Genomic DNA, 22,980 nt, shown 5'->3' on the forward strand with positions numbered 1-22,980 from the left:
GCCACGGAGTATCGGCGCCCACACACACTGGCCTTTGACGCCAGCACACGCAGGGAAGCGCGTAGATGGACGATATATCCGGCAATAACCCGTTGGGCAATGACGTTTCCGACCTCAACGCCGACATGCTGCATGCCGTCATGGAGCTGGTCAGCGACGGGATCTGGGACTGGAACGCCAACACCGGCTTCGTCTACCGCAACCCCGGCTGGTACGAGATGCTCGGTTATCCCCGCCACTCCCTGGAAAACAATGTGTTTACCTGGGAGAACGTCATTCATCCGGATGATTACCCCGGCGTGATGGTTATTTTCGATGACTACATCAATCAGCGCGCGCCCCATTACCAGTCTGAATATCGCTGTCGGAAAAAAGACGGCAGTTACCTGTGGATCGAAGACCGGGGCTATGTGATTGCGCGCAACCCCGACGGCTCGGTGGGGCGCATGGTCGGCGTGCACCGTGACATTCATTCGCGCAAACACTCCATCGAACAACTGCAAAAGCGCAACCAGTCCCTTGAAGCGCTGGTCGCCGAACGCACCCGTGAACTGTCGCGGGTCAATCAACAGCTGCAGCTGCAACTGGACGAGAACCGCATCCTCGCCGAACAGGACGCCCTGACGCACATCGCCAACCGTTATCGCCTGGAGAAAGTCCTGCTGGAAGAATGCGAGCGTGCCGAGCGCTTTCGCCTGCCGTTGACGCTGGTGGCCATGGACATTGACGACTTCAAGCTGATCAATGACCGGCACGGTCACGGCGTGGGCGACGAAACCCTGCTGCGGGTGGTCGAGGGCTTGAATGCGTGCATGCGCAACGACGACCTGCCGGCCCGCTGGGGCGGCGATGAGTTCATGGCGGTGCTGCCCGGAACCACACTGGATGCGGCAAAACAGGCGGCCGAACACATTCGTCAGCACATCGCGCAATTACCCACCTTGCACGATGTTTGCGTGACCTTGAGCCTGGGCGTGGCGCAACGTCACAGGGGGGAATCGGCGGCCGCGTTGATGAGGCGCGCCGATCAGGCGTTGTACCGGGCCAAGGCAGCGGGCAAGAACAGGGTGTCGGAGTAGACCGCAACGTTATTAATGACCCGGCGACTTTTGCTGCTGATGCCCGGCGGCAAGTCGCGGCACATCAGCCGCGTGTTGGCACCGCTGACTGTTGAGCCTGCGGTGCTGGAGCAAGGGCTGGATATTCGGCAAACGTGTCTTGCGCGACTGGACGAGTAGCACGCATGCGCCTTGACCTCACCCCCCTCCCCCCTGAAAATGCCCGACGCTTTTTGTCTCCGTTTACTGAAGTAGTGAAATTTCAATGCCTGATTCCCACCTCGAAGAATCCGTAGCCACCTTGCACGCCAAGGCTGAATACGAAAACGCCATCAATCTTTCACAGCATGTGCCTGCGGCCAAGATCATCAGCGAGATGGTGCTGGACGCGTTTCACACCTCGAAGGAAAGCGATCAGATCCGCGAGTTGCGCGTGGCTATCCGCCAGGCTCACGACGCTTTCGACGATGACAAGGCCTATGACCTGATGGGCCGACTCAAGCAGCTCAAGGACGCGGAAGCGGCCGACAACCTCGCCCTTGAGGACCTGAGCAGCACGTTCTCGATCAGCCGTATTCTGTCCAGCTTCAAGGACGACCCCGAGTTTCAGGAGCTGGTGTATGGCCTGGCCCTCAAGGTGCTGAACCAGTCGCATCAAGCCATCAGCAATCCGAGCGCCGGCAAGAGCAAGGCCGCGCGTAGCAAAAAAGACGCTGAAGTGTTCGTGATCAGCAAGGATGGCGTCAGCGTCACCCTGCCGCTGCGCACGCCGCGCTCCAGGCTCAATGTCGACCGTGAGGCATTCGAGTTCCTGGGGTTCAGCTTCGTGGGTGAAGGCGATGAGGCCGAGCTGGAAGTCGAGAGCTTTGTGGATAACTCAGGCGCCGAACAGCCGCTGAACCGCAAGAGCGTGATCACCGCGCTGCAGCAGCAGACGGCGTTCGCCGGTTACAGCATCGCGCAGCAGTAAATAGGCGAGGGGCTGTTGTGCCAAGCATGCTTGCTGTGGCGAACGGGTTTGTTGTGGCGAGCGGGCTTGCCCCGCGTTGGGGTGCGAAGCGCCCCCCCAATTGCACAAAATGCTGTGTGCCTGACACTGCGCGGAACACGGTTTTGGGGCTGCTGCGCAGCCCAACGCGGGGCAAGCCCGCTCGCCACAAGAAGCCCGCCCGCCACAGGGAGGGAGTTGCCAGATTGAGTCAGGGCCGTCTCAACTGACCGGCTCGACCTGCGCCGCGAATACCTCGCGAAAACGCGCCATCTCGTGCTTGTTACCCACCGTCACCCGCATCCATTGCGGCCAGTTGCTCCACACCCGCCCCACCAGCACGTGATGGGCTGCCAGCCGTTCAACCACCTGCTCGGCCGGTTGCTTCAGGTCGACCATAAAACAATTGCTCTGCGACGCCGTGCAGGTGAACCCGCGCCCCTTTAACCAAGCGATGGTCTCATCCCGCGCCTGGGCATTGAGGGCTTTGCGTCGCGGCAGCAGCCTGATGTCTTCCAGACTGGCCTGCGCGCCCATCAGGCTTGCACCCGCCGGGACGTTATCGCCGCCGAACACCGCCAGCCGTTCCAGCAGCGCCGGATGCCCGATCGCCAGGCCCACCCGCGCGCCGGCCATGCCGTAGATTTTCGAGAAGGTACGCAGTACCAGCAGATCGTCGTGGTCGGTCACCCAGCTCACGCAACTGGGGGCATCGCAGAAGTCGATATAGGCCTCGTCCACCACCAGCACGCTGCCCTTGGGTTTGTTCGCCAGCGCATGGCGGATCGCCTCGGTAGGCGTGAGGGTGCCGGTGGGGTTGTTGGGATTGCACAGGTACAGCATGCCCGCCTGGGGATTGGCGGCAAGCATGGCGGGGATGTCGTGGGCATGCTCGGCATTCAGGCTCACCTCGCGCACGGGCGCGCGCCACGCCTGCGCAGACTGGTGTGGCACTTCGTAGGACGGTGTGGGCATTACCAGGCCACGGGTGGGGCTGGTAAACGCCAGGACGGCATAGCGCAGGGCGGCCATGGAGCCGGCAAACACCGCCACCTGCTCTTCGGCAATGCCCTGCTGCTGGGCGAACAGCGCGGCCAGCGCGTACATGTGCGGGTAGGGATAACGCCCCGCCGCTGTAATCGCGCGCTGCATCGCGTCGCGGGCAGAGGCTGACGGGCCGTAGGGACTTTCGTTGTAATTGAGCCGTAGAGTGTCAGACGGTGCCGGCGCGGGGCCGGCGTGCGCCCAGTTCAGATGCCCCAGCACCGGCAACGCGGCGCCAAAGGCGAGAAGGGAACGACGACTGACGCTGACCATGGTGTCTACTCCTTGTAGGCGAGTGCTGAATGCTCACTGTGTAAGGAAGTATGACGAGAAGCCGGGCAGTGGATTTAACCGTGGTTCAGCTCGACTGCAACTTGTGCTTGAGGCTGCCCATGACCGTCGCCTTGTTCTGCAGGTAGTCATTCAGGCCGCGTGCACGCAGCTCGCAGGCGATGCAATTGCCACAGCCGTCGCCGATCACGCCGTTGTAGCAGGTCAGGGTCTGCTGGCGCACCAGCTCCAGCTGGCCCAGGTCATCGGCCAGCGCCCAGGTCTCGGCCTTGTTCAGCCACATCAACGGGGTGTCGAGGCGCAGTGTGTAATCCATGCCCAGCGCAAGCGCCTTGTTCAGTGCCTTGACGAATTCGTCCCGGCAATCGGGATAGCCCGAGAAGTCGGTTTCGCACACGCCGGTAATCACGGTTTCGGCCTTTACCTGGTAGGCGTAGATCGATGCCAATGTCAGGAACAGGATGTTGCGCCCCGGCACGAAGGTACTCGGCAGGCCAGTGCCAGAACTTTCGGTGGGCACCGGGATGTTGTCGCGGGTCAGGCTGCTGATGGCCAGCTCATTGAGCAACGACACATCCATCACCTTGTGCACGGTGGCGCCCAGCTGTTGGGCCAGACGCCGGGCCACTTCGATTTCGGCAACGTGGCGCTGGCCGTAATCAAAGGTAATGCAATGCACCTGTTCGTAACGCGCCAGGGCCTGGATCAGGCAGGTCGTCGAGTCCTGCCCGCCACTGAATACCAGAACGGCTGTTTTACTCATGCTTTGGTTCCTGCCTGCTTGGAAGTGGGGAAGAGTTTAAGGGTGGCTCAATAAAAAGCCCCGCGCTTCTTTCGAGGGCGGGGCTGATTCTGGCTCAAGAGCCAGTGCTCGATGACTCAGTGTGCGTAGGTCAGCAACAGCTCTTTGGGCGTCTGGAAATCCAGAGACATCATGACGCTGAGCGCGGTGATGGTGAAGATCGAGAACACGAACAGCTTGCGCGCCCAGACGGTGTCATCCACCGCCTTGTAGCCGGTCCAGGCCATGTACAGCCAGTACATGCCCATGGCGGCGGCAACGGCGAGGTAGCTCATGCCGGCATAGCCACTGAAGGTCAACATCAAGGTCGCCACAAGGAAGGCCAGGATGTAGAGCAGGATGTGTTTCTTGGCCACCTGGATGCCACGCTTGACCGGCAAAACCGGGATCGATGCAGCCAGGTAGTCATTGAAGCGGAAAATCGCGATGGCATAGGAATGCGGCATCTGCCACAGGCTGAACATCACCAGCAGCACCAGCGCGGCCATGTCGAAGCTATTGGTCACAGCCACATAACCAATCACCGGCGGCATCGCCCCCGACAGACTGCCCACCAGCGTGCCGTGAACCGACTTGCGCTTGAGGTACAGGCTGTAGAGGCCGACGTAGATGACAAAACCGATCACGGCAAACAGCGCCGCCAACGGATTGGCCACCTTGTACAACAGCACCACACCGGCAATACCCAGGACGGTCGCGAAGATCAGCGCCAGTTTCAGGGAGATAAGCCCCTGCACCAGCACACGATTCTTGGTGCGCTCCATCTTGATGTCGATGTCACGGTCGATGCAGTTGTTGAACACGCAACCGGACGCCACAACAAGGGAAGTGCCGATCATTGCCGCCAGGAAGATGGCCAGATCGACATGCCCCTTGGAGGCCAGGAAGAAGCCGCCTGCCACAGAAAGCACGTTACCGAAAATGATCCCCGGTTTGGTGATTTGGATAAAGTGCTTAAGCGACATCGGGTCTTACCTCACTTCGCCATCATGTAGGTGTGGATGCTGAACATGATCCACAGCGACAGACCAACCAGCAGAACGATCACAAGACCGGCGAACACGAACGCAATCACGTTCTCGCGCTGGGCTTCGGAGCGGTCCAGGTGCAGGAAGTACACCAGGTGCACCAGCACCTGGATCACCGCGAACGCCAGCACGATCATCAGGGTGATCGACTTCGGCAAGGTCGGGTACATCACCAGGCCGAACGGGATCAGGGTGAGGATGACCGACAGGATGAAGCCGATAGCGTAAGACTTTACGCTGCCGTGGCTCGCATCATGGCTGTCATGGGAGTGTGCATTAGCCATTACAGAGTCCCCATCAAGTAGACGACGGTGAATACGCAGATCCAGACCACGTCCAGGAAGTGCCAGAACAGGCTCAGGCAGCTCAGGCGGGTCTTGTTGGTGTTGGTCAGGCCGTGTTTATTGACCTGATACATCATCACCGCCATCCACAGCAGGCCTGCCGATACGTGCAGACCGTGAGTGCCTACCAGCGTGAAGAACGCAGACAGGAAGCCGGAACGGTGCGGGCCATAGCCTTCGGAGATCAGAAGGTGGAACTCGTTGATCTCCATGCCGATGAAGCCCAGGCCGAACAGGAAGGTCAGGCCCAGCCAGCTCAGCACGCCCTTCTTGTTGCCCTTGTAGAAGGCCAGCATGGCGAAGCCGTAGGTGATCGAACTGAACAACAGCAAGGCGGTTTCGCCGAGCACGTAAGGCAGTTCGAAGATGTCGTGGCCCGATGGGCCACCCGCTACGTTGTTTACCAGTACCGCGTACACCGCGAAGATCGACGCAAACAAAATGCAGTCGGTCATCAGGTAGAGCCAGAAACCGAAGACGGTTATCGGGCCGGTGTCGTGGTGGTCGTGGTGCCCATGGTCATCGACATGGACGTGTCCAGCATTGGTCGCTAAGTTCGACATGGTTTAAACCTGTTCCAACGGGGTTTCAACACGGTTGGCCGGGATCTTCTTCTCGGCTACCAGGCGAGCGTGCTGCTCGGCTTCGATGCGTTCGATGGTTTCCACCGGCACCATGTAGCCTTGATCGTCACGTGCAGCGTGAACGATGAAGTAACCGATAGTGCCCACCAGGCCCACGATCGCCAGCCACCAGATGTGCCAGATCATCGCGAAACCGAACACGGTCAACAGCGCGCCCATCACCACGCCAGTGGCGGTGTTGTTCGGCATGTGGATCGGTTCGTAGTGCGCAGGTTTCTGGTACGCAGTACCGTCTTCCTTGGCTTCGGTGAACGCATCAATGGTGTTCGCGGTCGGGATCACGGCGAAGTTGTAGAACGGTGGTGGCGACGAAGTCGACCATTCCAGAGTGTGGCCGTTCCACGGGTCGCCGGACTCGCACAGGTTCTGCTTGCGATCACGCACGCTGACATACAGCTGGATCAACTGGCAGGCAATACCGGCCGCGATCATCAACGCACCGAACATGGCGACGTACAGGTACGGCACCCACTCAGGGTTGGTGGTGGCGTTCAGACGACGGGTCATGCCCATGAAGCCCAGTGCATAGAGCGGCATGAACGCGACGAAGAAGCCCGAGATCCACAGCCAGAACGCAGCCTTGCCCCAGCCTTCGTGCAGCTTGAAGCCGAACGCTTTCGGGAAGTAGAAGCTGAAACCGGCGATATAGCCGAATACCGCGCCACCGATGATCACGTTATGGAAGTGAGCGATCACGAACAGGCTGTTGTGCAGCACGAAGTCAGCACCCGGAATGGCCAGCAGTACGCCGGTCATGCCGCCGATGGCGAAGGTCACCATGAAGCCCAGGGTCCACAGGACCTGGCTGGTCATGCGCAGACGACCGTGGTAGATGGTGAACAGCCAGTTGAACAGCTTCACCCCCGTCGGGATGGAAATCAACATCGTCGCCAGGCCGAAGAAGGCGTTGACGCTGGCCCCCGAACCCATGGTGAAGAAGTGGTGCAGCCAGACCATGAAGCCCAGTACCGAGATCGCGCCCGATGCATAGACCATCGAGTGGTGACCGAACAGGCGCTTGCCGGTAAAGGTCGAGATCACTTCGGAGAAGATACCGAACGCTGGCAGGATCAGGATGTACACCTCGGGGTGACCCCATGCCCAGAACAGGTTCACGTACATCATCGGATTGCCACCAAGTTCATTGGTGAAAATGTGGAAATCCAGGTAACGGTCAAGCGACAGCAGCGCCATGGTAGCGGCCAGGATCGGGAACGAAGCCACGATCAGCACGTTTGCCCAGGTGCAGGTCCAGGTGAAGATCGGCATGTCCATCAGTTTCATGCCAGGGGCGCGCATCTTGAGGACGGTGGCCAGGAAGTTGACCCCCGTCAATGTCGTCCCGAGCCCTGATAACTGCAATGCCCAAATGTAGTAATCCACCCCCACGCCCGGACTGTATTGCAGGCCCGACAATGGCGGATACGCAACCCAACCGGTCTTGGCGAATTCGCCGACGCCCAGGGACAGGTTGATCAGCACCACGCCCGATACCAGCAGCCAGAAGCTCAGGGAGTTCAGGAACGGGTAGGCAACGTCACGCGCACCGATCTGCAGCGGCAAGGCAAGGTTCATCAGGCCGGTGAAGAAAGGCATCGCCATGAAGATGATCATGATCACACCGTGGGCGGTGAAGATCTGGTCATAGTGTTCAGGCGGCAGGTAGCCCGGCGAACCCTCGGTGGCCATGGCCAGCTGGGTACGCATCATGATGGCGTCGGCAAAGCCGCGCAGCAGCATGACCATGGCCACGATGACGTACATGACACCGATTTTCTTGTGGTCGACGGAGGTCAACCACTCGGTCCACAGGTAGGTCCACTTCTTGAAGTAGGTGATTGCCGCAAACAGTGCCAGACCACCCAGCGCGATCATGGCGATGGTCACCATCACGATCGGCTCGTGGAATGGGACCGCGTCCCAACTTAATTTACCAAACATCGTTTACTCCTCTGCCCCAGCAGTTGAATTCGAGCCCGTGTCAGAACCTTCAGCCGCGGCCACTTCTTTCTTCTCGTGCTTGACCGGCTTGCCTGGTTTCATGCCTTCGTACTTGTCGACGATTTTCTGAAACAGGTTCGGCTCGTACGAGGAGTACAGGGCGACAGGGTTGTTCTGGCTTGGTTTGGTCAGGGCGTCGTATTCAGCTTGATCAAGCTGTTTAGGTGCGGCCTTGACTTCGGCGACCCAGGCGTTGAAGTCTTCCTGGCTTGTCGAGATCGCTTTGAATTTCATGCCGGTGAAGCCAGCGCCGCTGTAGTTGGCGGAGATGCCTTCCATTTCAGCTTTCTGGTTGGCGATCAGGTGCAGCTTGGTCTGCATGCCTGCCATCGCGTAGATCTGGCCGCCCAGGGCCGGGATGAAGAACGAGTTCATCACGGCGTCGGAGGTGATCTTGAAGTTCAGCGGAGTGTGCTCCGGGAAACGGATCTGGTTCACGGTGGCAATACCCAGGTCCGGGTAGATGAACAGCCACTTCCAGTCCAGCGCGACCACTTCGATGTTGATCGGCTTGACGTCCGATTCCAGCGGACGGTACGGGTCCAGTGCGTGGGTGGACTTGTAGGTCACATAACCCAGGGCAACGATGATGAGGATCGGGACCAGCCACACCGCGATTTCGATCTTGGTGGAGTGCGACCACTTCGGCGCGTAGGTGGCGCTGGTGTTGGACGCGCGGTATTTCCAGGCGAAGGCGAAGGTCATGATGATCACAGGGACCACGACCAGCAGCATCAGCAGGGTGGCGGTGATGATCAGGTTTCGTTCATCCAGACCGACCTGTCCTTTTGGGTCGAGCAAGGTCCACTTGCAGCCTCCCAGCATTAACAGCATGCCAAGCAGCGGCAAAAAGCCTAGTAATCGGGGGTACCTGTTTTTACTCATCTCACGACCTCTAAAGCAGCTTGCGCAATGCAGTTGGGTTTTGATCGCCAACACTTCACCCTGCCAAGGGTTGGCATTTCTCTTCGATTGAATAAGAGCCTGCCCGCCACACCAAAAAAACTGTACGTTTCACTGACCTGCGGCGCGTTCTTATTCGATTTCGTGGTTAAAGGCCTTGTTACAGACCAATTCCATTTGGTGCGGATAGTTGAAAGGCTGCCGGAACCTGGGTCGCGCGGAGCCATCCATCGCCCCTCGACCCTTGCGATGCTCAAATATTGCACAGCATCGGACACTCAGTGCGGGGGATTGTAGTTAGCTGGCGATGTATAAACCATGTCTGATAAAGAAATAATTTTTATCGATTACAGCAATAATTCTTTACCGACAGGGCTGGGAGGCGCGATCTTATTGCGGTCAATTCTCAACAAAACCCACAAAAAAAGCCGGGCTATTGCCTCGATCACATCATCCCTTACAGGTTGTAAGGGCATGTCCAGGCCGTCGAAGTCCCCATAAAACAAGGCATTGGCGCACCCCCTCAGGGCGACCAAGGTGACCTGTCAAAGGTACGATTCAAACGATGAACTGACAGCACAAATTGACCGATTGGTGCAAATTTGACAGCCAAAACCGTCGCTCGAAAAGGTCCTGCGACAATGTCAGTGTGACAACATGTCGCACGCCGCGCAGGCCATTTGTCGGCTTTCGTCACGGCCCTTTCACATTTGCCGACGGACAAAAAAGCCCCGGTCCCTCTTCAGGCGTGACCGGGGCTTTTCAGTGAACGTTCAGCCTGTGCGCTGACGATTGCGATAAATGCCCAGCGGCACCAGGATCACCGTCAGCACAAACGCTACCAGCGCCCACTGCGCCAGCGACAGGCCCAGCACCGGTGGGTACGGTGTGCTGCAAAAGCCATCGACCTGGAAGCCGAGCGGAAACACCTTGGCCAGTGGCAAGTCATCGACGATCGGCTGCAACACATCGACGCCACAGCTGACCTGGGGGAAGAACTGGGTGTACACATGGTGCCCCGCCGCAGCCACACCGCCGAGTGCACTGAGGATCACCAACCCTTCGAACAGGGTGACCGCGCCCTTGGTGCGCATGGCAGCGCCGATGAACGCGAAGATCGCGATCAGCAGCAAGGCGTAACGTTGCAGGATGCACAACGGGCACGGCGCCTCGCCCAGCACCACCTGCATGTACAACGCACCGCCGATCAGCGCCAGGCAGATGATGCCCAGCAACACCAGAAAGCGCCGCTCTCTGCCTAAACGCAATTCCTCACTCATCCCCGTATCCCTTTGTTTGGTTGTGCCAATGGGCGCAAGTTTACACACAGAGCATGGTTTAAACAGAGGGGGGTTAACGGGGGATTAATCAGTCAGCACACCGCCATCGGGAGCAAGCCCCCTCCCACACTTTTGCTGCGCGTTACTCCAGCGCCGCTGCAGGGCCGAAGAACTCGTAGCGCGTTTGCGCCTGCGGCACGCCCAGTGCCTTGAGGTGATGCTTGATCGCGGTCATGAAGCCTTTCGGACCGAGGAAGTAAGCATCCAGGTCGCGCTCCTGGGGCAACCACGCCGCCAACTGCGCCTGGCTCAACAGCCCAATACTGTCCGCCGCCGGGCTCACGCTATCGTCCTCGGCATAGCAGTAAAACCGCTTGAGCTGCGGATGTTTGACCGCCAGCCCGTCCACCCACTCACGAAACGCATGCACTCCGCCATTGCGCGCGCAGTGGATAAAGTGCACCGGGCGTTCGGTGGCCAGGGCCGCCTCGAGCATCGCCAGGGTCGGTGTGATGCCTACCCCGCCACTGATCAGTAGCAGCGGTTTGTCGCTGACCACCAGCGTGAAATCCCCCGACGGCGGAAACAGGTCAATCTCCGCGCCGACCCGCAGTTGATCATGCAAATAGTTGGACACCCGCCCCCCGGCTTCGCGCTTGACGCTGATGCGGTATTCGCCGCCATCACTCAGCGCCGACAGGGAGTAATTGCGGCGCACTTCTTCGCCGTCGAGCACCAGCCGCAGGCTGATGTACTGGCCCGGCGTGGCCTTGAGGATAGGACCGTCGTCCACCGGGGCAAAATAAAAGGAAGTGATCTCGGTGCTCTCCTCCACCCGTTTCACCAGCTTGAAGGGCCGCGCACCGCGCCAGCCGCCGGGCGCCTGGGCCTTTTCGTCGTAAAGGGCCTTTTCCGCACCGATCAGAATGTCCGCCAATTGGCCGTAAGCGGCCCCCCAGGCATGCATCACCGCAGGCGTGGCGATCTCGCTGCCCAGCACTTCAGAGATCGCACGCAACAGGCAGGCGCCGACAATCGGGTAGTGCTCCGGCTGAATCTGCAACGCCACGTGCTTGTTGATGATCTTCGCCACCAGGTCGCCCAACTGGTCGAGCCGATCGATGTGCCGTGCGTACATCAACACGCCATTGGCCAGCGCGCGAGGCTGGTCACCGCTGGCCTGGTGGGCCTGGTTGAACAGCGGACGCACCTGCGGGTACTCGGACAGCATCATGCGGTAAAAATGAGTGATCAGCGCTTCACCGCCGCTTTCCAGCAATGGCACGGTGGACTGGATAATGGCACGGTCTTGGGCAGTCAGCATGGGAGACTCCTGGGCTTGTTAATGAAATGCCCTGAAGCAGTCAGTATTCGTGCCAATCTAAAAATTCAATATTTTCAATTGGTTGCGGCATACCTAGTCAATATGACTTCCTACACTTTATAGTCGCAACGACTACAAGGAGTCATTATGACTGCGCACTCGCTGCTTACCACTCTGCTGCCCCTCGTTGCCGACCTGTCCCGCGACCTGCCCGAAGGCGAGCGTTACCGCCGCCTGCTGCACGCGATGCGCGCCCTGCTGCCGTGCGACGCAGCCGCGCTGTTGCGCCTGGACGGCGAGTGGCTGGTGCCGCTGGCGGTGGATGGCCTGAGCGCCGACACCCTGGGGCGACGCTTCAAGATCAGCGAACACCCGCGCTTCGCCGTGCTGCTGAGCAGCGCCGGCCCTACGCGCTTCGACAGCGACAGTGCCTTGCCCGACCCCTATGACGGCCTGGTCGACGGTGTGCACGGGCAATTGGAAGTGCACGATTGCATGGGCTGCCCGCTGTTCGTCGATGACCGGCCCTGGGGCCTGCTGACCCTGGATGCCCTGGACACCGAGCGCTTCGAGCGCGTTGAGCTGGACGCCCTGCAAGCCTTTGCCAGCCTCGCCGCCGCGACCGTCAACGTTGCCGAACGCATTGAACGCCTGGCCCTGCGCGCCGAAATCTACCGCCAGGCCGGCGGCCAGCCGCACAAGGAAATGATCGGCCAGAGCAAAACCCACAAGCGCCTGGTGCAGGAGATTAATCTGGTGGGCGGCAGCGACCTGACGGTGCTGATCACCGGTGAAACCGGGGTGGGCAAGGAGCTGGTGGCCCAGGCGATCCATGCAGCCTCAACGCGGGCCGACAAACCGCTGATCAGCCTCAACTGCGCCGCCCTGCCGGAGACGCTGGTGGAAAGCGAGCTGTTCGGCCATGTGCGCGGCGCCTTTACCGGTGCACTGAATGAACGCCGAGGCAAGTTCGAACTGGCCGATGGCGGCACTCTGTTTCTCGACGAGGTCGGCGAGCTGTCGCTGAGCGTGCAGGCCAAGCTGCTGCGCGTGCTGCAAAGCGGCCAGTTGCAGCGCCTGGGCTCTGACCGCGAACACCAGGTGGACGTGCGCCTGATCGCCGCCACCCACCGCGACCTCGCCGAAGAAGTGCGCAGCGGCCGCTACCGCGCCGACTTCTACCACCGCCTCAGCGTGTACCCGCTGCACGTACCGGCCCTGCGTGAACGCGGCCGTGACGTGTTGCTGCTGGCCGGTTACTTCCTTGAACAGAACCGCTCACGCATGGGCCTGGGCAGCCTGCGCCTGGCCAGTGATGCCCAGGCCGCGCTGCTGGCCTATCACTGGCCGGGCAATGTGCGCGAACTGGAGCACGCGATCGGGCGCAGCGCACTCAAGGCGCTGGGCAACTGCCGCGAGCGTCCGAAGATACTCAGCCTGAGCGCCAGGGACCTGGATCTGCCCGATGTCAACGCCCCGGTCATTGAAGCGCAAGCCCTGCCGGCCCCCGTCACCGGAGACCTGCGCCAGGCCACCGAGCACTATCAGCGCCAGGTAATCGACGCCTGCCTGGAACGCCACCAGCACAACTGGGCCGGCGCCGCCCGCGAACTGGGCCTGGACCGCGCCAACCTGGGCCGCCTGGCCAGGCGTCTGGGCCTGAAGTAGCAGGCAACCGCCTCCCTGTGGGTACCGGCGTGTTGTGGCGAGCGGGCTTGCCCCGCGTTGGGCTGCGCAGCAGCCCCAAAACCATACGCTGTGCAGTGTCAGGTACTCCGCGCTTTCCTTGATTGGGGGCGCTTCGCCCCCCAACGCGGGGCAAGCCCGCTCGCCACAGGGCGGAGCCTCACTGGATTGGTTCTGTCTGAAAGATCGGACTCACACCTTTAGGCTTTCGGAACACCAGCACATTGCCCAGCATCACCAGTACCAACCCGGCCAATGCCGGCGGCGTCCACTGATAACCTTCGACAAACGCCGACACGTTCAGCGCCACCACGGGAAACAGCACGGTGCAATACGCCGCACGCTCGGGCCCCATGCGCCCCACCAGCGTGAGATAGGCCGTAAACCCGATCACCGACCCTGGAATCACCAGGTACCCCAAGGCGCCGATATACCGTGCACTCCAATCCATCTCGAACGGAATGCCGCGCACCACGCACCAGGTCGCCAGCATCAAGGCACCGTAGGCCATGCCCCAGGCATTGGTGGTCAACGGCCTGAGCCCGGCCTTCTGTTGCAGGCTCGAAAGCAGATTGCCCGCCGAAAAACACAGCGTTCCCAGCAGCGCCAGGCCCAGCCCCAGCAACGTCTGCGGGCTGGCGGCGTGCCCGGCCAGTTCCGGCCAGAACAGAAAGCCCAGTCCCAGCAGACCCAGGCCGCCGCCCATCAACACATTGCGCGCCACGCGCTGGCCGAAGAACACCCGCGCGTTCAGCGCGTTCCACAGGGTGGCCGTGGAAAACACCACGGCTACAAGGCCGCTGGGGACCCACTGCGTGGCGGTCAAAAAGCACATGAAATTGACGCAGAACAGGCACAGGCCCTGGGCCAGGCAGATCAGATGCCCGCGCCGGTTCATCACCTGCAGCCTGCGACTGAGCAACAACAAAGCAAACAGCACCAGCGCGGCCAGGCCGAAGCGGTACACAATCGACACGGGAATGGCGACAGCCCCCAACTGCCATTTGAGGGCGATCCAGGTGGTGCCCCAGATCAGCACGGTGAGGACATACAGGGAAAGGTTCATGGCGCGGCTCCGAAGGTTGAGCCACAGTGTCCGCCCCAAGCCCCGGACCGCTCTTGCAGATTCTTGCGCTTTTGTCGGACCAAGGGCCCACAGCCCCGACCTCGCGCGGTAGGATGCCAGGCATCGGAGAACACACGCCATGCCTGATCTGCAATCGCTGCACATCTTTCAGTCCCTCAACCGCTCGCCCAACGCACGCCTGCACGCCTGCGCCGAGTTGGGTGACGGCGTGTCGGCGGCGCTGTGGAGCAATCACCACGATGCCCAGGATTACCAGGGGCCCAGCCATCACACGCTGTCCTGCTACATCGGCGGCGGCACTGGTACGTTTCGCCGTGACCAGCCGGGCATCAAGGGCGGCCCGGACAAGTTGTGCGTGCTGCCGGCCGAGCATCAGTCGGCCTGGGTGATCAACGGCGACATCCGCCTGGCCCATGTGTATTTCAGCCCGGAACAGTTCGCCCTCGGTTGCGTCACGCTGCTGGACCGCGAACCGCGCGCCCTGGCATTGCAGGAAGCGACCTTTCTTGAAGACCCAAGCCAGGCGCGGCGCTTTCACCAACTGATCGCGCTCAATTGGCACGAGCCGGCCGAACGCCTGCTCACCAGCAGCCTGGCCCATGAAATGCTCAGCCACACCCTGCTCAACCAGGTCGGCGCCCGCGACGGCCTGCGCTTGAAAGGCGGGCTGGCGGCCTACCAGCGGCGGCGGTTGGTGGAGTACATCGAGCAGCACCTGCAGGATCCCATCAGCCTCGGGCTGTTGGCCGGCGTGTGCGCCTTGTCGGAATACCACTTCGCGCGGATGTTTCGCCAGAGCTTCGGCCTGCCGCCCCATCAATACCTGCTGGCGCGGCGCCTGGCCCGTGCGCGCAGCCTGCTGCGCGGCGGCGCCCTGCCGTTGGGCGAGGTCGCCCTGATGTGCGGGTTTTCCAGCGCCAGCCATTTCAACCAACGCTTTCGCCAGGCCACGGGCGCAACGCCTGGCGACTACCGTCAGGCCTTCGTCTAGACCATCAGCCCGAGGGTCTTGGCCTTGGCCACCGCCTGGGTGCGCCGTTCCACGCCGAGCTTGCTGTGGATGCGTCGGGCATGGGTCTTGACCGTGTGCAGCGAGATGAACAGACGGTCGGCAATTTGCAGGTTTGAATTGCCCAGAGCGATCAACCGCAGCACTTCCAGTTCGCGCTGGCTCAAGGGATTGTCCGCCGTGCCACTGGCGGCTGTGTGCGGCTCCAGGCCCAGCTCACTCAGCACACCGGGGGAGCGCAGGCGCAGCTCACGGATCGCCTGCTGCACCTGGCAACGCGCCGCCAGGGCCAGGCCACTTTGCAGCGCACGCCGCGCCAGCGCGGTGTCGCCCAGTTGCCACGCCACCTCGCCGAGCACTAACTGCACTTCGGTTTCCAGGCAGAGCATGCCGCGCTGCCGGGCAGCCTCCAGCAGTGCGTTGAGCCGCAGAAGGGGTTGCTCGGCGCACCCCAGCTTCACTTCTGCCAACACCAGCAGGTACTCCAGACGCGGGATCAATTCCAGCGTGGCCGGCGGTGCCTGCCTGGCGTGGGGCCCGTGAAAGTGACGCAGCACGCGGCGCACCGCTTCCACGGTCAGTTCGGCGCGCCCCTGCTGCAACCAGAAATGCCCGCTGATCAACAGCAGCACCGCGCGGTAAACGTTTTGCGGGACGTGCCGCTGCTGCATCAGCCGCTCGGCCTCGCGCAGCTGGATAAATGCCTGGGCGTAGTCGCCATTGTTGGCCGCCAGCAGCGCCAGGCCCAGAAAGCCGTAGAGCACGCGTTTGTCCTGGCTGTGCAAGCACATCGCCAAGCCCGCCTGGAAACAGTCGGCGGCCAGTGCGTCCTGGCCCTGGCGCAAAGCCAGGTGGCCACGGCGCAAAGCGATCCGCCCCACCAGCGGGCCGGCCGCGATCTGCTGCTTGAGCAACATTGCCTGCACCTGCTCCAACAGGCTCTGCGCCCGATGCGGTGCGCCGCGCTGCTCAAGCAACTGGGCGTGATCCAGCTCAAGTAACGCCTCCAGCAGCAGCGAACCCTCGGCGCGGGCCAGGCACAGCGCTTCGCGATTGAGGGTTTGGGCGACGTCCAGCTCGCCGCGCAGCAAGGCTTGCTGGGTGAGCCCTGACAGGCACATCACGCGCGAGGTCCAGGCGCTGTCGGGCAAGGCCTGCAACGCCTCAAGAAAATGGGCGCGAGAGCATTCGCCATCGCCGCTCAAATGCAACAACCAGCCCCACTGCGCCTGCCAACGCGCCAGCAGGTGACGTTGCTGCATGGCGCACGGTTGCGGCGTAAAGCGCGCCAGTTGATCGATGCACCGCGCCGCCTGATCGAAGCGACCGGCGAACAGCAGCGCCGCCGTCACCAGCCCCACCAACTGCGCAGAGCACAGCAGCAGCTCATCTCCGTGCTGTTCGTGCAGGCGCAACACCAGCACGGCGTTCTGCTGGCGAAACAGGTCTTCGAAACTGAAATGCTGCAACAGGCTCACCGCCACTTCGAACGCTTCGGCCAGCAGCGCCTGCTCGAACGCGGCCTGCCAGTCGCCCTCGGCGGTAAACCATTGGCAGGCGCGCCGGTGCCAGGAGCGCCGGGCCGGCCAGGGTTCATCGCGCACCACGTGGGCCAGTGGCGCAAATATGCACAGCCAGTCGGCGCTGTGCTCCCACGGCTGGATAAAGGCACCGAGCGCCTGCAGATCGCGCAGGTAGCGGCCGCCGTCGCCAGCGCCGAACAGGTGCTCACACAGGCTCGCATTGAACCTGGGCAGATGGGCCAGCACCTGCCAGGCCTCGACCCATTCGGCGGGCCAGGTGCTGAACAGCTCGTGCTGCAGATAGTCGCGCAAGGTCTTGTCAGGATGGCCGTCGCCCAGCAAGGCGATCCGTACACCTGCGCACCAGCCGGCGCTGAACTGCATGACGCCGTCGAGGCTCTGCTCGGGACCAAGCAATGCCTGGATTTCCCCAGCGCTGAACGCCAGCTCGCCGGCGCTGCACTCCCACAGTTCATCGTCGAGCAACAGCCGTGGCCAGTTGCACGCCGGGCGCCGCCGCGTGCCCAGCCACCAGCTCAGCGCCGGGCTGCTTAGGGTGAGCAGGCGGTCGAGCAAGGCGTCCAGTTCAGGGTCGGGGAAACGACAGAAATCATCGAGAAACAGCCACGCCGGCGTTGACCAGCCACTGAGCTCAAGCAGCAGCGCGGCTTCATCGGTGAAGGACAGGCCCAGGTTCTGCGCCACGCGCCGGCAAAGACCCTCGGGGCTCAAGGCCATCCCATTGAGTGCCAGCCAGTACACCGGGCACCCCGCTGGCGCCTGCAAGGCGCACTCGGCGAACAACGCACTCTTGCCACTGCCGCCCGGCGCACACAGCAACCTCACCCGTGCCTGCGCCGCGAGCAAGGGCTGGGCCAGTCGCGGGCGCGACAGGTGGTGAGCGGACAGCCGTGGCATGAATCCGGGACGGTCCAGGCAGCGCGTCATGGCGGTCATTGCTGCATCCTGCGTTTTTAGTGTGATGGAGCCTGACGCGTACCCTAGTCCTGGGGTTGGTGGTTGTTGAAGAAGTATTCAGCGGGGTGATTGACGGCCATGCATAAAAGCCAGGGTGCACGCTTATCCAATGTGGGAGCTGACCCACCGCTATCGCAGGCAAGCCAGCTCCCACAGGTTGGTTGGATTTCACCTCACCTTCAGCGCACGCCTTCGGAGCGCAATGCTGCGGGGGTGTAGTCGGCGGCCTTGGCGGCGAAGCCGAACACGAAGCTGCGTTTCTCCTCGTTCTTCATGCCCAGGGCGATGTAGCGCCCGGCGATGAGGTCGTAGAGGGTTTCGACGGTGTAGGCCGGCACCTGGTGGTCGTAATAGAACTGCGCATGGCCTTCGGCGACGCGCCACAGTTGGCCGCGACCGTCGTAGTGATCCACCAGCGCCACCTGCCAGCTGTCTTCGTCGATGTACATGTGGCGCTTGTCGTAGACATGCCGTTCGCTGGGCTTGACCGTGCCGACCACTTCCCACACGCGGTGCAGCTCGTAGCGGGTCAGGTCCTGGTTGATGTGGCCGGCCTTGATGATGTCGTCGTACTTGAGGCTCGGCGAATCGAGCTTGTAGCTGTTGTAGGGGATGTACAGCTCTTTCTTGCCCACCAGCTTCCAGTCGTAGCGGTCGGGCGCGCCGGAGAACATGTCGAAGTTGTCGGTGGTGCGCAGGCCGTCGGACGCAGTGCCCGGGCCGTCATACGACACTTGCGGCGCCCGCCGTACGCGGCGCTGGCCAGCGTTGTAGATCCACGCCAGGCGCGGTTCCTTCACCTGATCGAGGGTTTCGTGCACCAGCAGCACGTTGCCCGCCAGCCGCGCCGGGGCCGTCACCGATTGCTTGAAGAAGCTCAGTACGTTGGCCGCCTTGGCCGGGTCCATGTCGGGGATGGCCTGGGGCACTGCCACTTCTTCTTCGAAACGGATCGGCGTGTAGCTGCCGTTGGTCTGCGGCGTGGCCTGGGTGATGATGCGCCGCAGGTTGCCGCCGTGGTAACGGGTGATGTGGTTCCACAGCACCTCCACGCCAGTCTTGGGAATCGGGAACGCGTAATAGCGGTTGCCGGTGAAGTTCTCCAGGCCGTTGCCGTCGTTGATCGCCTTGACGTTCAACGCGCTGCGCTTGATCGACGCGTAGATGTCCGGCGGCAGGTTCACCGTGCGGTGGCTGGGGTACACCGGGATTTTGTAGGTCTCGGGGTAGCGCTTGAACATCGCCACCTGGCCGTCGGAGAGTTTGTCCTTGTACTTGTCCACGGTGGCGGCGGTGATCACGAACAGTGGTTTTTCACTGGCAAACGGATCGGCCAGAAAGCCTTTGCTGTCCACCGCGCCGGCGTTTTTCGGGATGCCGCCGGTCCAGGCCGGGATCGAGCCGTCAGCGTTGCCGGCCTTTTCGGCACCGACCGGCGTGAGGGTGGTGCCCAATTGGGCGGCCTCTTGCGGCGAGACCGCCGCCATCACGTGAGCGGCCAGCAAACTCAGGGCCAACACTGCAATTGTCTTACGCATAAGTTCTTGTCCTTCTTTAAGCCAAATCAGAAGTTCACGCCGAAGCTGAGGGCGAGGAAGTCGCGGTCGGTCAGGGTGTTGTAGTCGCCGCCAAAAAAGTCGGTGTAGCTGAGGCTGGCGGTGTAAGTGCTGCGGTAGTCGGCATCCACGCCGACACTGATGGCCTTGGCGCCCTTGTTGAAGATGCCGTTGGGGCCGTAGCCGGCGACGTCATGGGACCAGGACAGGTTGGGCTTGAGGTTCACCCCGGCAATCGCGTTGTTGTAGTCCAGGATCGCCCGCGCGCGGTAGCCCCAGGAGGTGGAGGTGACGAAGCCGTCGGTGTCACCCTGGAACCCGTAGGCGCCGTACACCGAGTCGCGGCCGTAACGCAGTTTGGTTTTGTCTTCCAGCCCGGCCACGTGCACCACCGCCGCCTCGCCCACCAGGGTCAGGCGCTCGGCGCCCAGCACCTGGTCGAAAAACTGGGTCATGGTGCTCTGGACCTGGGTGATTTCCTTGCGCCGGTAACCTACGTTGTCGGCGCCGAACGAGCTGCGGATGGGCGAGGCGGTATTACCGGCAATCGGGTTGATCAGCGCCAGGGTCAGGTCGGTGGTGTTCAGTTGCACCGGAGCGTTGGGGCGGTAACTGATTTCACCGGTCCACGCGGTGCCGGTGGGCAAGGTGGTGGAGAAGCTGGCGCCGAACAGGCGGATGTCCTCGGGATAGTCGAGGTAATACTGACCGCGGCCGAGCATCAGACTTTGCACCAGGCCCGCACCGGAGCCGGGCGCCAGGCGGTTGGCGGCCCCTGCAATGGCGCCGAGGGTCGCAAGGCTGGTGTTGTTGGTAATGGTGCCCACGGTCGGCGTGCGGCTGTGGTAGTTCATGAAATACAGGCCGTACTCGGTGTCGTCGCCGAGCCAGCGCAGGGCCGCGCCGAACTGGCCGGAGTCGCGCGCATCGCGGTCGCCGGCACGCCGTACGATCACGCCTTCATTGGTCACGCCGAAACCCTGGCCGAATGCGGCTGCCACCGGTTGCAGGGGCCGGATCGCCGGGCTGCCGACCGTGTAGTTATTGGTGCAACCGTCCGCCGCCACATCGCCGCCAAAGAAGGTGCCGCAGTTGTCCAGCACCGTCTGGTCCCATTCCAGTTGGTAGAACCCTTCGACGGTGAGCTGACTGGTGAGGCTTTGGGAGGCGAACAGCATGTTCACCGGGATCAGGCCCTCCTTGATCTCGGCGCCCGGACGGCGGAACGCGGAGACGTCAACCGGGTTGATGCTGTTGATGGAGTTGCCGATAAACGTGCTTTCGCCCCAGCTGACCACTTGCTTGCCGGCGCGCACGGTGCCCGGCAGGTCGCCCAGGGAATAGTTGTGGTACACGAAGGCATCGAGGATCTGCGCGCCACTGGATTTGGCGCCCTCTTTGCGGTTGTGATCGCTGATGGGCTTGAACTCGCGGTCTTCGTCCTTGAGTTCGAAGTCGTACCAGTATTTGCCACGCACGAACACGCCGGTGTCGCCGTATTTCAACTCGAGGTCGTGCAGGCCTTTGAAGATTTTCGAGAAGGTCTCGCCTTTCTTGAAATTGAGCCGCCCGTCATCGCCCGTGGAAGCCTGGCCGCTGCCACCGTTGACGGTGCCCACCAGCTTGCGGTCGGCATCGCGCATGCCCCAACTGGCGCCCACCGACAGTGAGGAATCGAATTGCCCTTCGATCTCGCCAATGTTGAACGAAACAGCCTGCGCCTGGGCACAGCAACCCAAGGCAACCGCAGCGGCCAGCGCCTGTGGCGTGAAGATGGCGCGCATTGTTGTTTTTGTCATGCGTCTTCCCCGGTGAGTGACAGAAGGCTTCACCCTACTGCCGCCCAGGGGGAGCGATAAGCGCACCAAGGAGGTATTCGTGTTGTCGCTCGAAAGGATTAGCGGCCGCGCCGGCCGGGGTTTGGGCATGGGCATGCAGCAAGTGGATGGGAAGCCATCAGAGAAATGGATGGATCGTTACAAAATTTGCAACAGTCCTTGTCTTGATGAGGTATTACTCATTCTGTAACAAACGACTATTCTTGCCGTGCTTTAAGAGCACTGCGCTCGCTCCCACCCCAGGGTGCAAAGCCGGATTCAACTCGATTGATGTTTTTATTCAATCGGTTATCGGTGTTCATTGACGTTTATCTGCCGCTCCTTGGTACAACGTCTTACTTCAGCCGCTGCGTTTGCAGCGGCTTTTTTTTGCCTGGGGATTAAAGGACGATCACGCAACGATCAGAGGCTGTATTTCTGCAAATTGGCCATCATTTCCTTCAGTGCCTCGATGTTGTCCTGCGGATGGGCGGCCCCTTCGAAGTCGCAGATCTGCGCCCAATGGGCCGCCACATCGTCGGGCGAGAACCCGGCCTGCGGGTCAAAACCCACCCCCAGGCTGCGCTCCCAGCGGGTCTTGCCGATCCAGCCGCCACCGACTTCAAACAGGCCCGAGGTGTCCTGGCAGGCCTCGCTGCCCAGGTACACCACCAGCGGGCTGACCAACTCCGGCTTGAGGCGCTCGAACACCTGCGGCGGAATCAGGCCTTCGGTCATGCGCGTGGCGCCCGTCGGGGCGATGGCATTCACCAGAATGTTGTGTTTACGCCCTTCCAGCGCCAGGGTGCGGGTCAGGCCATAGAGCCCGAGCTTGGCCATGCCGTAGTTGGACTGGCCGAAGTTGCCGTAGATGCCAGAAGTGGACGCGGTGAAGATTACCCGACCGTAGGCTTGCTCACGCAGGTGCGGCCAGGCGGCGCGGGTGACTTTGTAGGCACCTTCGACATGCACCCGGTAAACCAGGTCCCAATCGCTGTCCTCCATCTTGTGGAAGGTTTTGTCACGCAGGATGCCGGCGTTGTTGACCACCACGTCGATGCGGCCGAATGCGTCCATGGCGTTCTGCACAATCCTGTCGCCGTCGGTGACCGAGTCATGGTTGGCCTGGGCAATGCCGCCGGCCTCGCGGATTTCGGCGACCACCCGGTCGGCCGCCGAGGCGTTGGCGCCCTCGCCCTGGGCGGAACCGCCGAGATCGTTGACCAGCACTTTGGCCCCGTGCCTGGCAAACAGCAGCGCATGGGCGCGGCCCAACCCGCCGCCGGCACCGGTGACGATCACAACCTTATCCTGGAACTGCACTGACTCACTCATACCGAACTCCACAGGCGACAATGGCAATGGCTTGAGTGTCCGGCACCGGGCGGATGGTCACAATGAACACGGCCGCGGCTGAATGGTGCGCGATAAGGCAGCGGGATGATTGCGTGCCAAGCACGTTCGTTGTGGCGAGCGGGCTTGCCCCGCGTTGGGGTGCGAAGCGCCCCCAATCAAGGAAAATGCGGTTTACCAGACCCTGCGCAGAGTCTGGTTTTGGGGCTGCTTCGCACCCCAACGCGGGGCAAGCCCGCTCGCCACGACAAACCTGCTCGCCAC

The 22,980-nt window shown here is 61.8% G+C and carries 18 protein-coding genes and 1 pseudogene; 5 read left to right on the plus strand and 14 right to left on the minus strand.

The window, feature by feature from the left end; translation table 11 throughout:
• Positions 1-65 precede the first annotated feature (65 nt).
• From TU79_RS06955 to TU79_RS06960, 3 genes and pseudogenes are all read left to right on the plus strand, one after another.
• Positions 66-1,079, plus strand: a complete 1,014-nt coding sequence (locus TU79_RS06955; RefSeq protein ID WP_057007305.1) for a sensor domain-containing diguanylate cyclase — start codon at positions 66-68, stop codon at positions 1,077-1,079.
• Between the two features lie 30 nt (positions 1,080-1,109).
• A pseudogene (locus tag TU79_RS25970) lies at positions 1,110-1,238 on the plus strand (aspartate aminotransferase family protein); the annotation flags it as partial.
• An 85-nt stretch (positions 1,239-1,323) separates the two neighbouring features.
• The gene (locus TU79_RS06960; protein WP_057007306.1) at positions 1,324-2,028 is read left to right on the plus strand and encodes a hypothetical protein; all 705 of its coding nucleotides are present in this window, start codon (positions 1,324-1,326) and stop codon (positions 2,026-2,028) included.
• A gap of 240 nt (positions 2,029-2,268) precedes the next feature.
• Here TU79_RS06960 and ptaA read toward each other — a convergent pair whose 3' ends face one another.
• The 9 genes from ptaA to hmpA form a co-directional block, all read right to left on the minus strand.
• Positions 2,269-3,363, minus strand: a complete 1,095-nt coding sequence (gene ptaA, locus TU79_RS06965) for a pyoverdine biosynthesis transaminase PtaA (RefSeq protein WP_057007307.1) — start codon at positions 3,361-3,363, stop codon at positions 2,269-2,271.
• 85 nt (positions 3,364-3,448) lie between these two features.
• Positions 3,449-4,144 (minus strand): 7-cyano-7-deazaguanine synthase QueC, encoded by a 696-nt coding sequence (gene queC / locus TU79_RS06970; RefSeq protein WP_057007308.1) that lies wholly within the window; start codon positions 4,142-4,144, stop codon positions 3,449-3,451.
• Positions 4,145-4,260: 116 nt separating this feature from the next.
• The gene (cyoE, locus tag TU79_RS06975) at positions 4,261-5,148 is read right to left on the minus strand and encodes a heme o synthase (RefSeq protein WP_057007309.1); all 888 of its coding nucleotides are present in this window, start codon (positions 5,146-5,148) and stop codon (positions 4,261-4,263) included.
• A gap of 11 nt (positions 5,149-5,159) precedes the next feature.
• Entirely contained in the window at positions 5,160-5,495 is a 336-nt protein-coding gene (cyoD, locus tag TU79_RS06980; RefSeq protein ID WP_003176003.1) for a cytochrome o ubiquinol oxidase subunit IV, read from the minus strand.
• Positions 5,495-6,118: a cytochrome o ubiquinol oxidase subunit III gene (locus tag TU79_RS06985; RefSeq protein ID WP_057007310.1), complete on the minus strand. Its 624-nt coding sequence runs from the start codon at positions 6,116-6,118 to the stop codon at positions 5,495-5,497. The genes cyoD and TU79_RS06985 overlap by 1 nt, the downstream gene beginning before the upstream one ends.
• A 3-nt stretch (positions 6,119-6,121) precedes the next feature.
• Entirely contained in the window at positions 6,122-8,140 is a 2,019-nt protein-coding gene (gene cyoB / locus TU79_RS06990) for a cytochrome o ubiquinol oxidase subunit I (RefSeq protein WP_057007311.1), read from the minus strand.
• Between the two features lie 3 nt (positions 8,141-8,143).
• Positions 8,144-9,085 (minus strand): ubiquinol oxidase subunit II, encoded by a 942-nt coding sequence (gene cyoA / locus TU79_RS06995; protein WP_003238385.1) that lies wholly within the window; start codon positions 9,083-9,085, stop codon positions 8,144-8,146.
• Positions 9,086-9,876: 791 nt separating this feature from the next.
• Positions 9,877-10,383, minus strand: coding sequence for a disulfide bond formation protein B (locus tag TU79_RS07005; protein ID WP_057007313.1), 507 nt, complete (start codon positions 10,381-10,383; stop codon positions 9,877-9,879).
• Positions 10,384-10,525: 142 nt separating this feature from the next.
• Positions 10,526-11,707, minus strand: coding sequence for an NO-inducible flavohemoprotein (gene hmpA, locus TU79_RS07010; RefSeq protein ID WP_057007314.1), 1,182 nt, complete (start codon positions 11,705-11,707; stop codon positions 10,526-10,528).
• A 147-nt stretch (positions 11,708-11,854) separates the two neighbouring features.
• Here hmpA and norR point away from each other — a divergent pair, with 147 nt between their 5' ends.
• Positions 11,855-13,375 carry a nitric oxide reductase transcriptional regulator NorR gene (gene norR, locus TU79_RS07015; RefSeq protein WP_057007315.1) on the plus strand — a complete coding sequence of 507 codons (1,521 nt, stop codon included), beginning with the start codon at positions 11,855-11,857 and terminating at the stop codon, positions 13,373-13,375.
• A 178-nt stretch (positions 13,376-13,553) separates the two neighbouring features.
• Here norR and TU79_RS07020 read toward each other — a convergent pair whose 3' ends face one another.
• Complete coding sequence (locus tag TU79_RS07020) at positions 13,554-14,459, minus strand: DMT family transporter (RefSeq protein ID WP_057007316.1); 906 nt, start codon at positions 14,457-14,459, stop codon at positions 13,554-13,556.
• Positions 14,460-14,598: 139 nt separating this feature from the next.
• Between TU79_RS07020 and TU79_RS07025 the strand changes: the two genes are divergently transcribed.
• Positions 14,599-15,471 (plus strand): helix-turn-helix domain-containing protein, encoded by an 873-nt coding sequence (locus TU79_RS07025; protein WP_057007317.1) that lies wholly within the window; start codon positions 14,599-14,601, stop codon positions 15,469-15,471.
• On the opposite strand, the gene TU79_RS07030 is transcribed toward TU79_RS07025, so the two are convergent.
• The 4 genes from TU79_RS07030 to TU79_RS07045 all read right to left on the minus strand — a co-directional run bounded on the left by TU79_RS07030 (position 15,468) and on the right by TU79_RS07045 (position 22,698).
• The gene (locus tag TU79_RS07030; protein ID WP_057007318.1) at positions 15,468-17,969 is read right to left on the minus strand and encodes a LuxR C-terminal-related transcriptional regulator; all 2,502 of its coding nucleotides are present in this window, start codon (positions 17,967-17,969) and stop codon (positions 15,468-15,470) included. The genes TU79_RS07025 and TU79_RS07030 overlap by 4 nt on opposite strands.
• A gap of 200 nt (positions 17,970-18,169) precedes the next feature.
• A complete protein-coding gene (locus TU79_RS07035) occupies positions 18,170-19,528 on the minus strand; it encodes a DUF1329 domain-containing protein (RefSeq protein ID WP_057007319.1) in 1,359 nt (452 codons plus the stop codon).
• Positions 19,529-19,554: 26 nt separating this feature from the next.
• Positions 19,555-21,345 (minus strand): DUF1302 domain-containing protein, encoded by a 1,791-nt coding sequence (locus tag TU79_RS07040; RefSeq protein WP_057007320.1) that lies wholly within the window; start codon positions 21,343-21,345, stop codon positions 19,555-19,557.
• 441 nt (positions 21,346-21,786) lie between these two features.
• Positions 21,787-22,698: an SDR family oxidoreductase gene (locus TU79_RS07045; RefSeq protein ID WP_057007321.1), complete on the minus strand. Its 912-nt coding sequence runs from the start codon at positions 22,696-22,698 to the stop codon at positions 21,787-21,789.
• Positions 22,699-22,980 lie beyond the last annotated feature (282 nt).

The organism is Pseudomonas trivialis (assembly GCF_001439805.1).
Classification (GTDB): domain Bacteria; phylum Pseudomonadota; class Gammaproteobacteria; order Pseudomonadales; family Pseudomonadaceae; genus Aquipseudomonas; species Aquipseudomonas trivialis.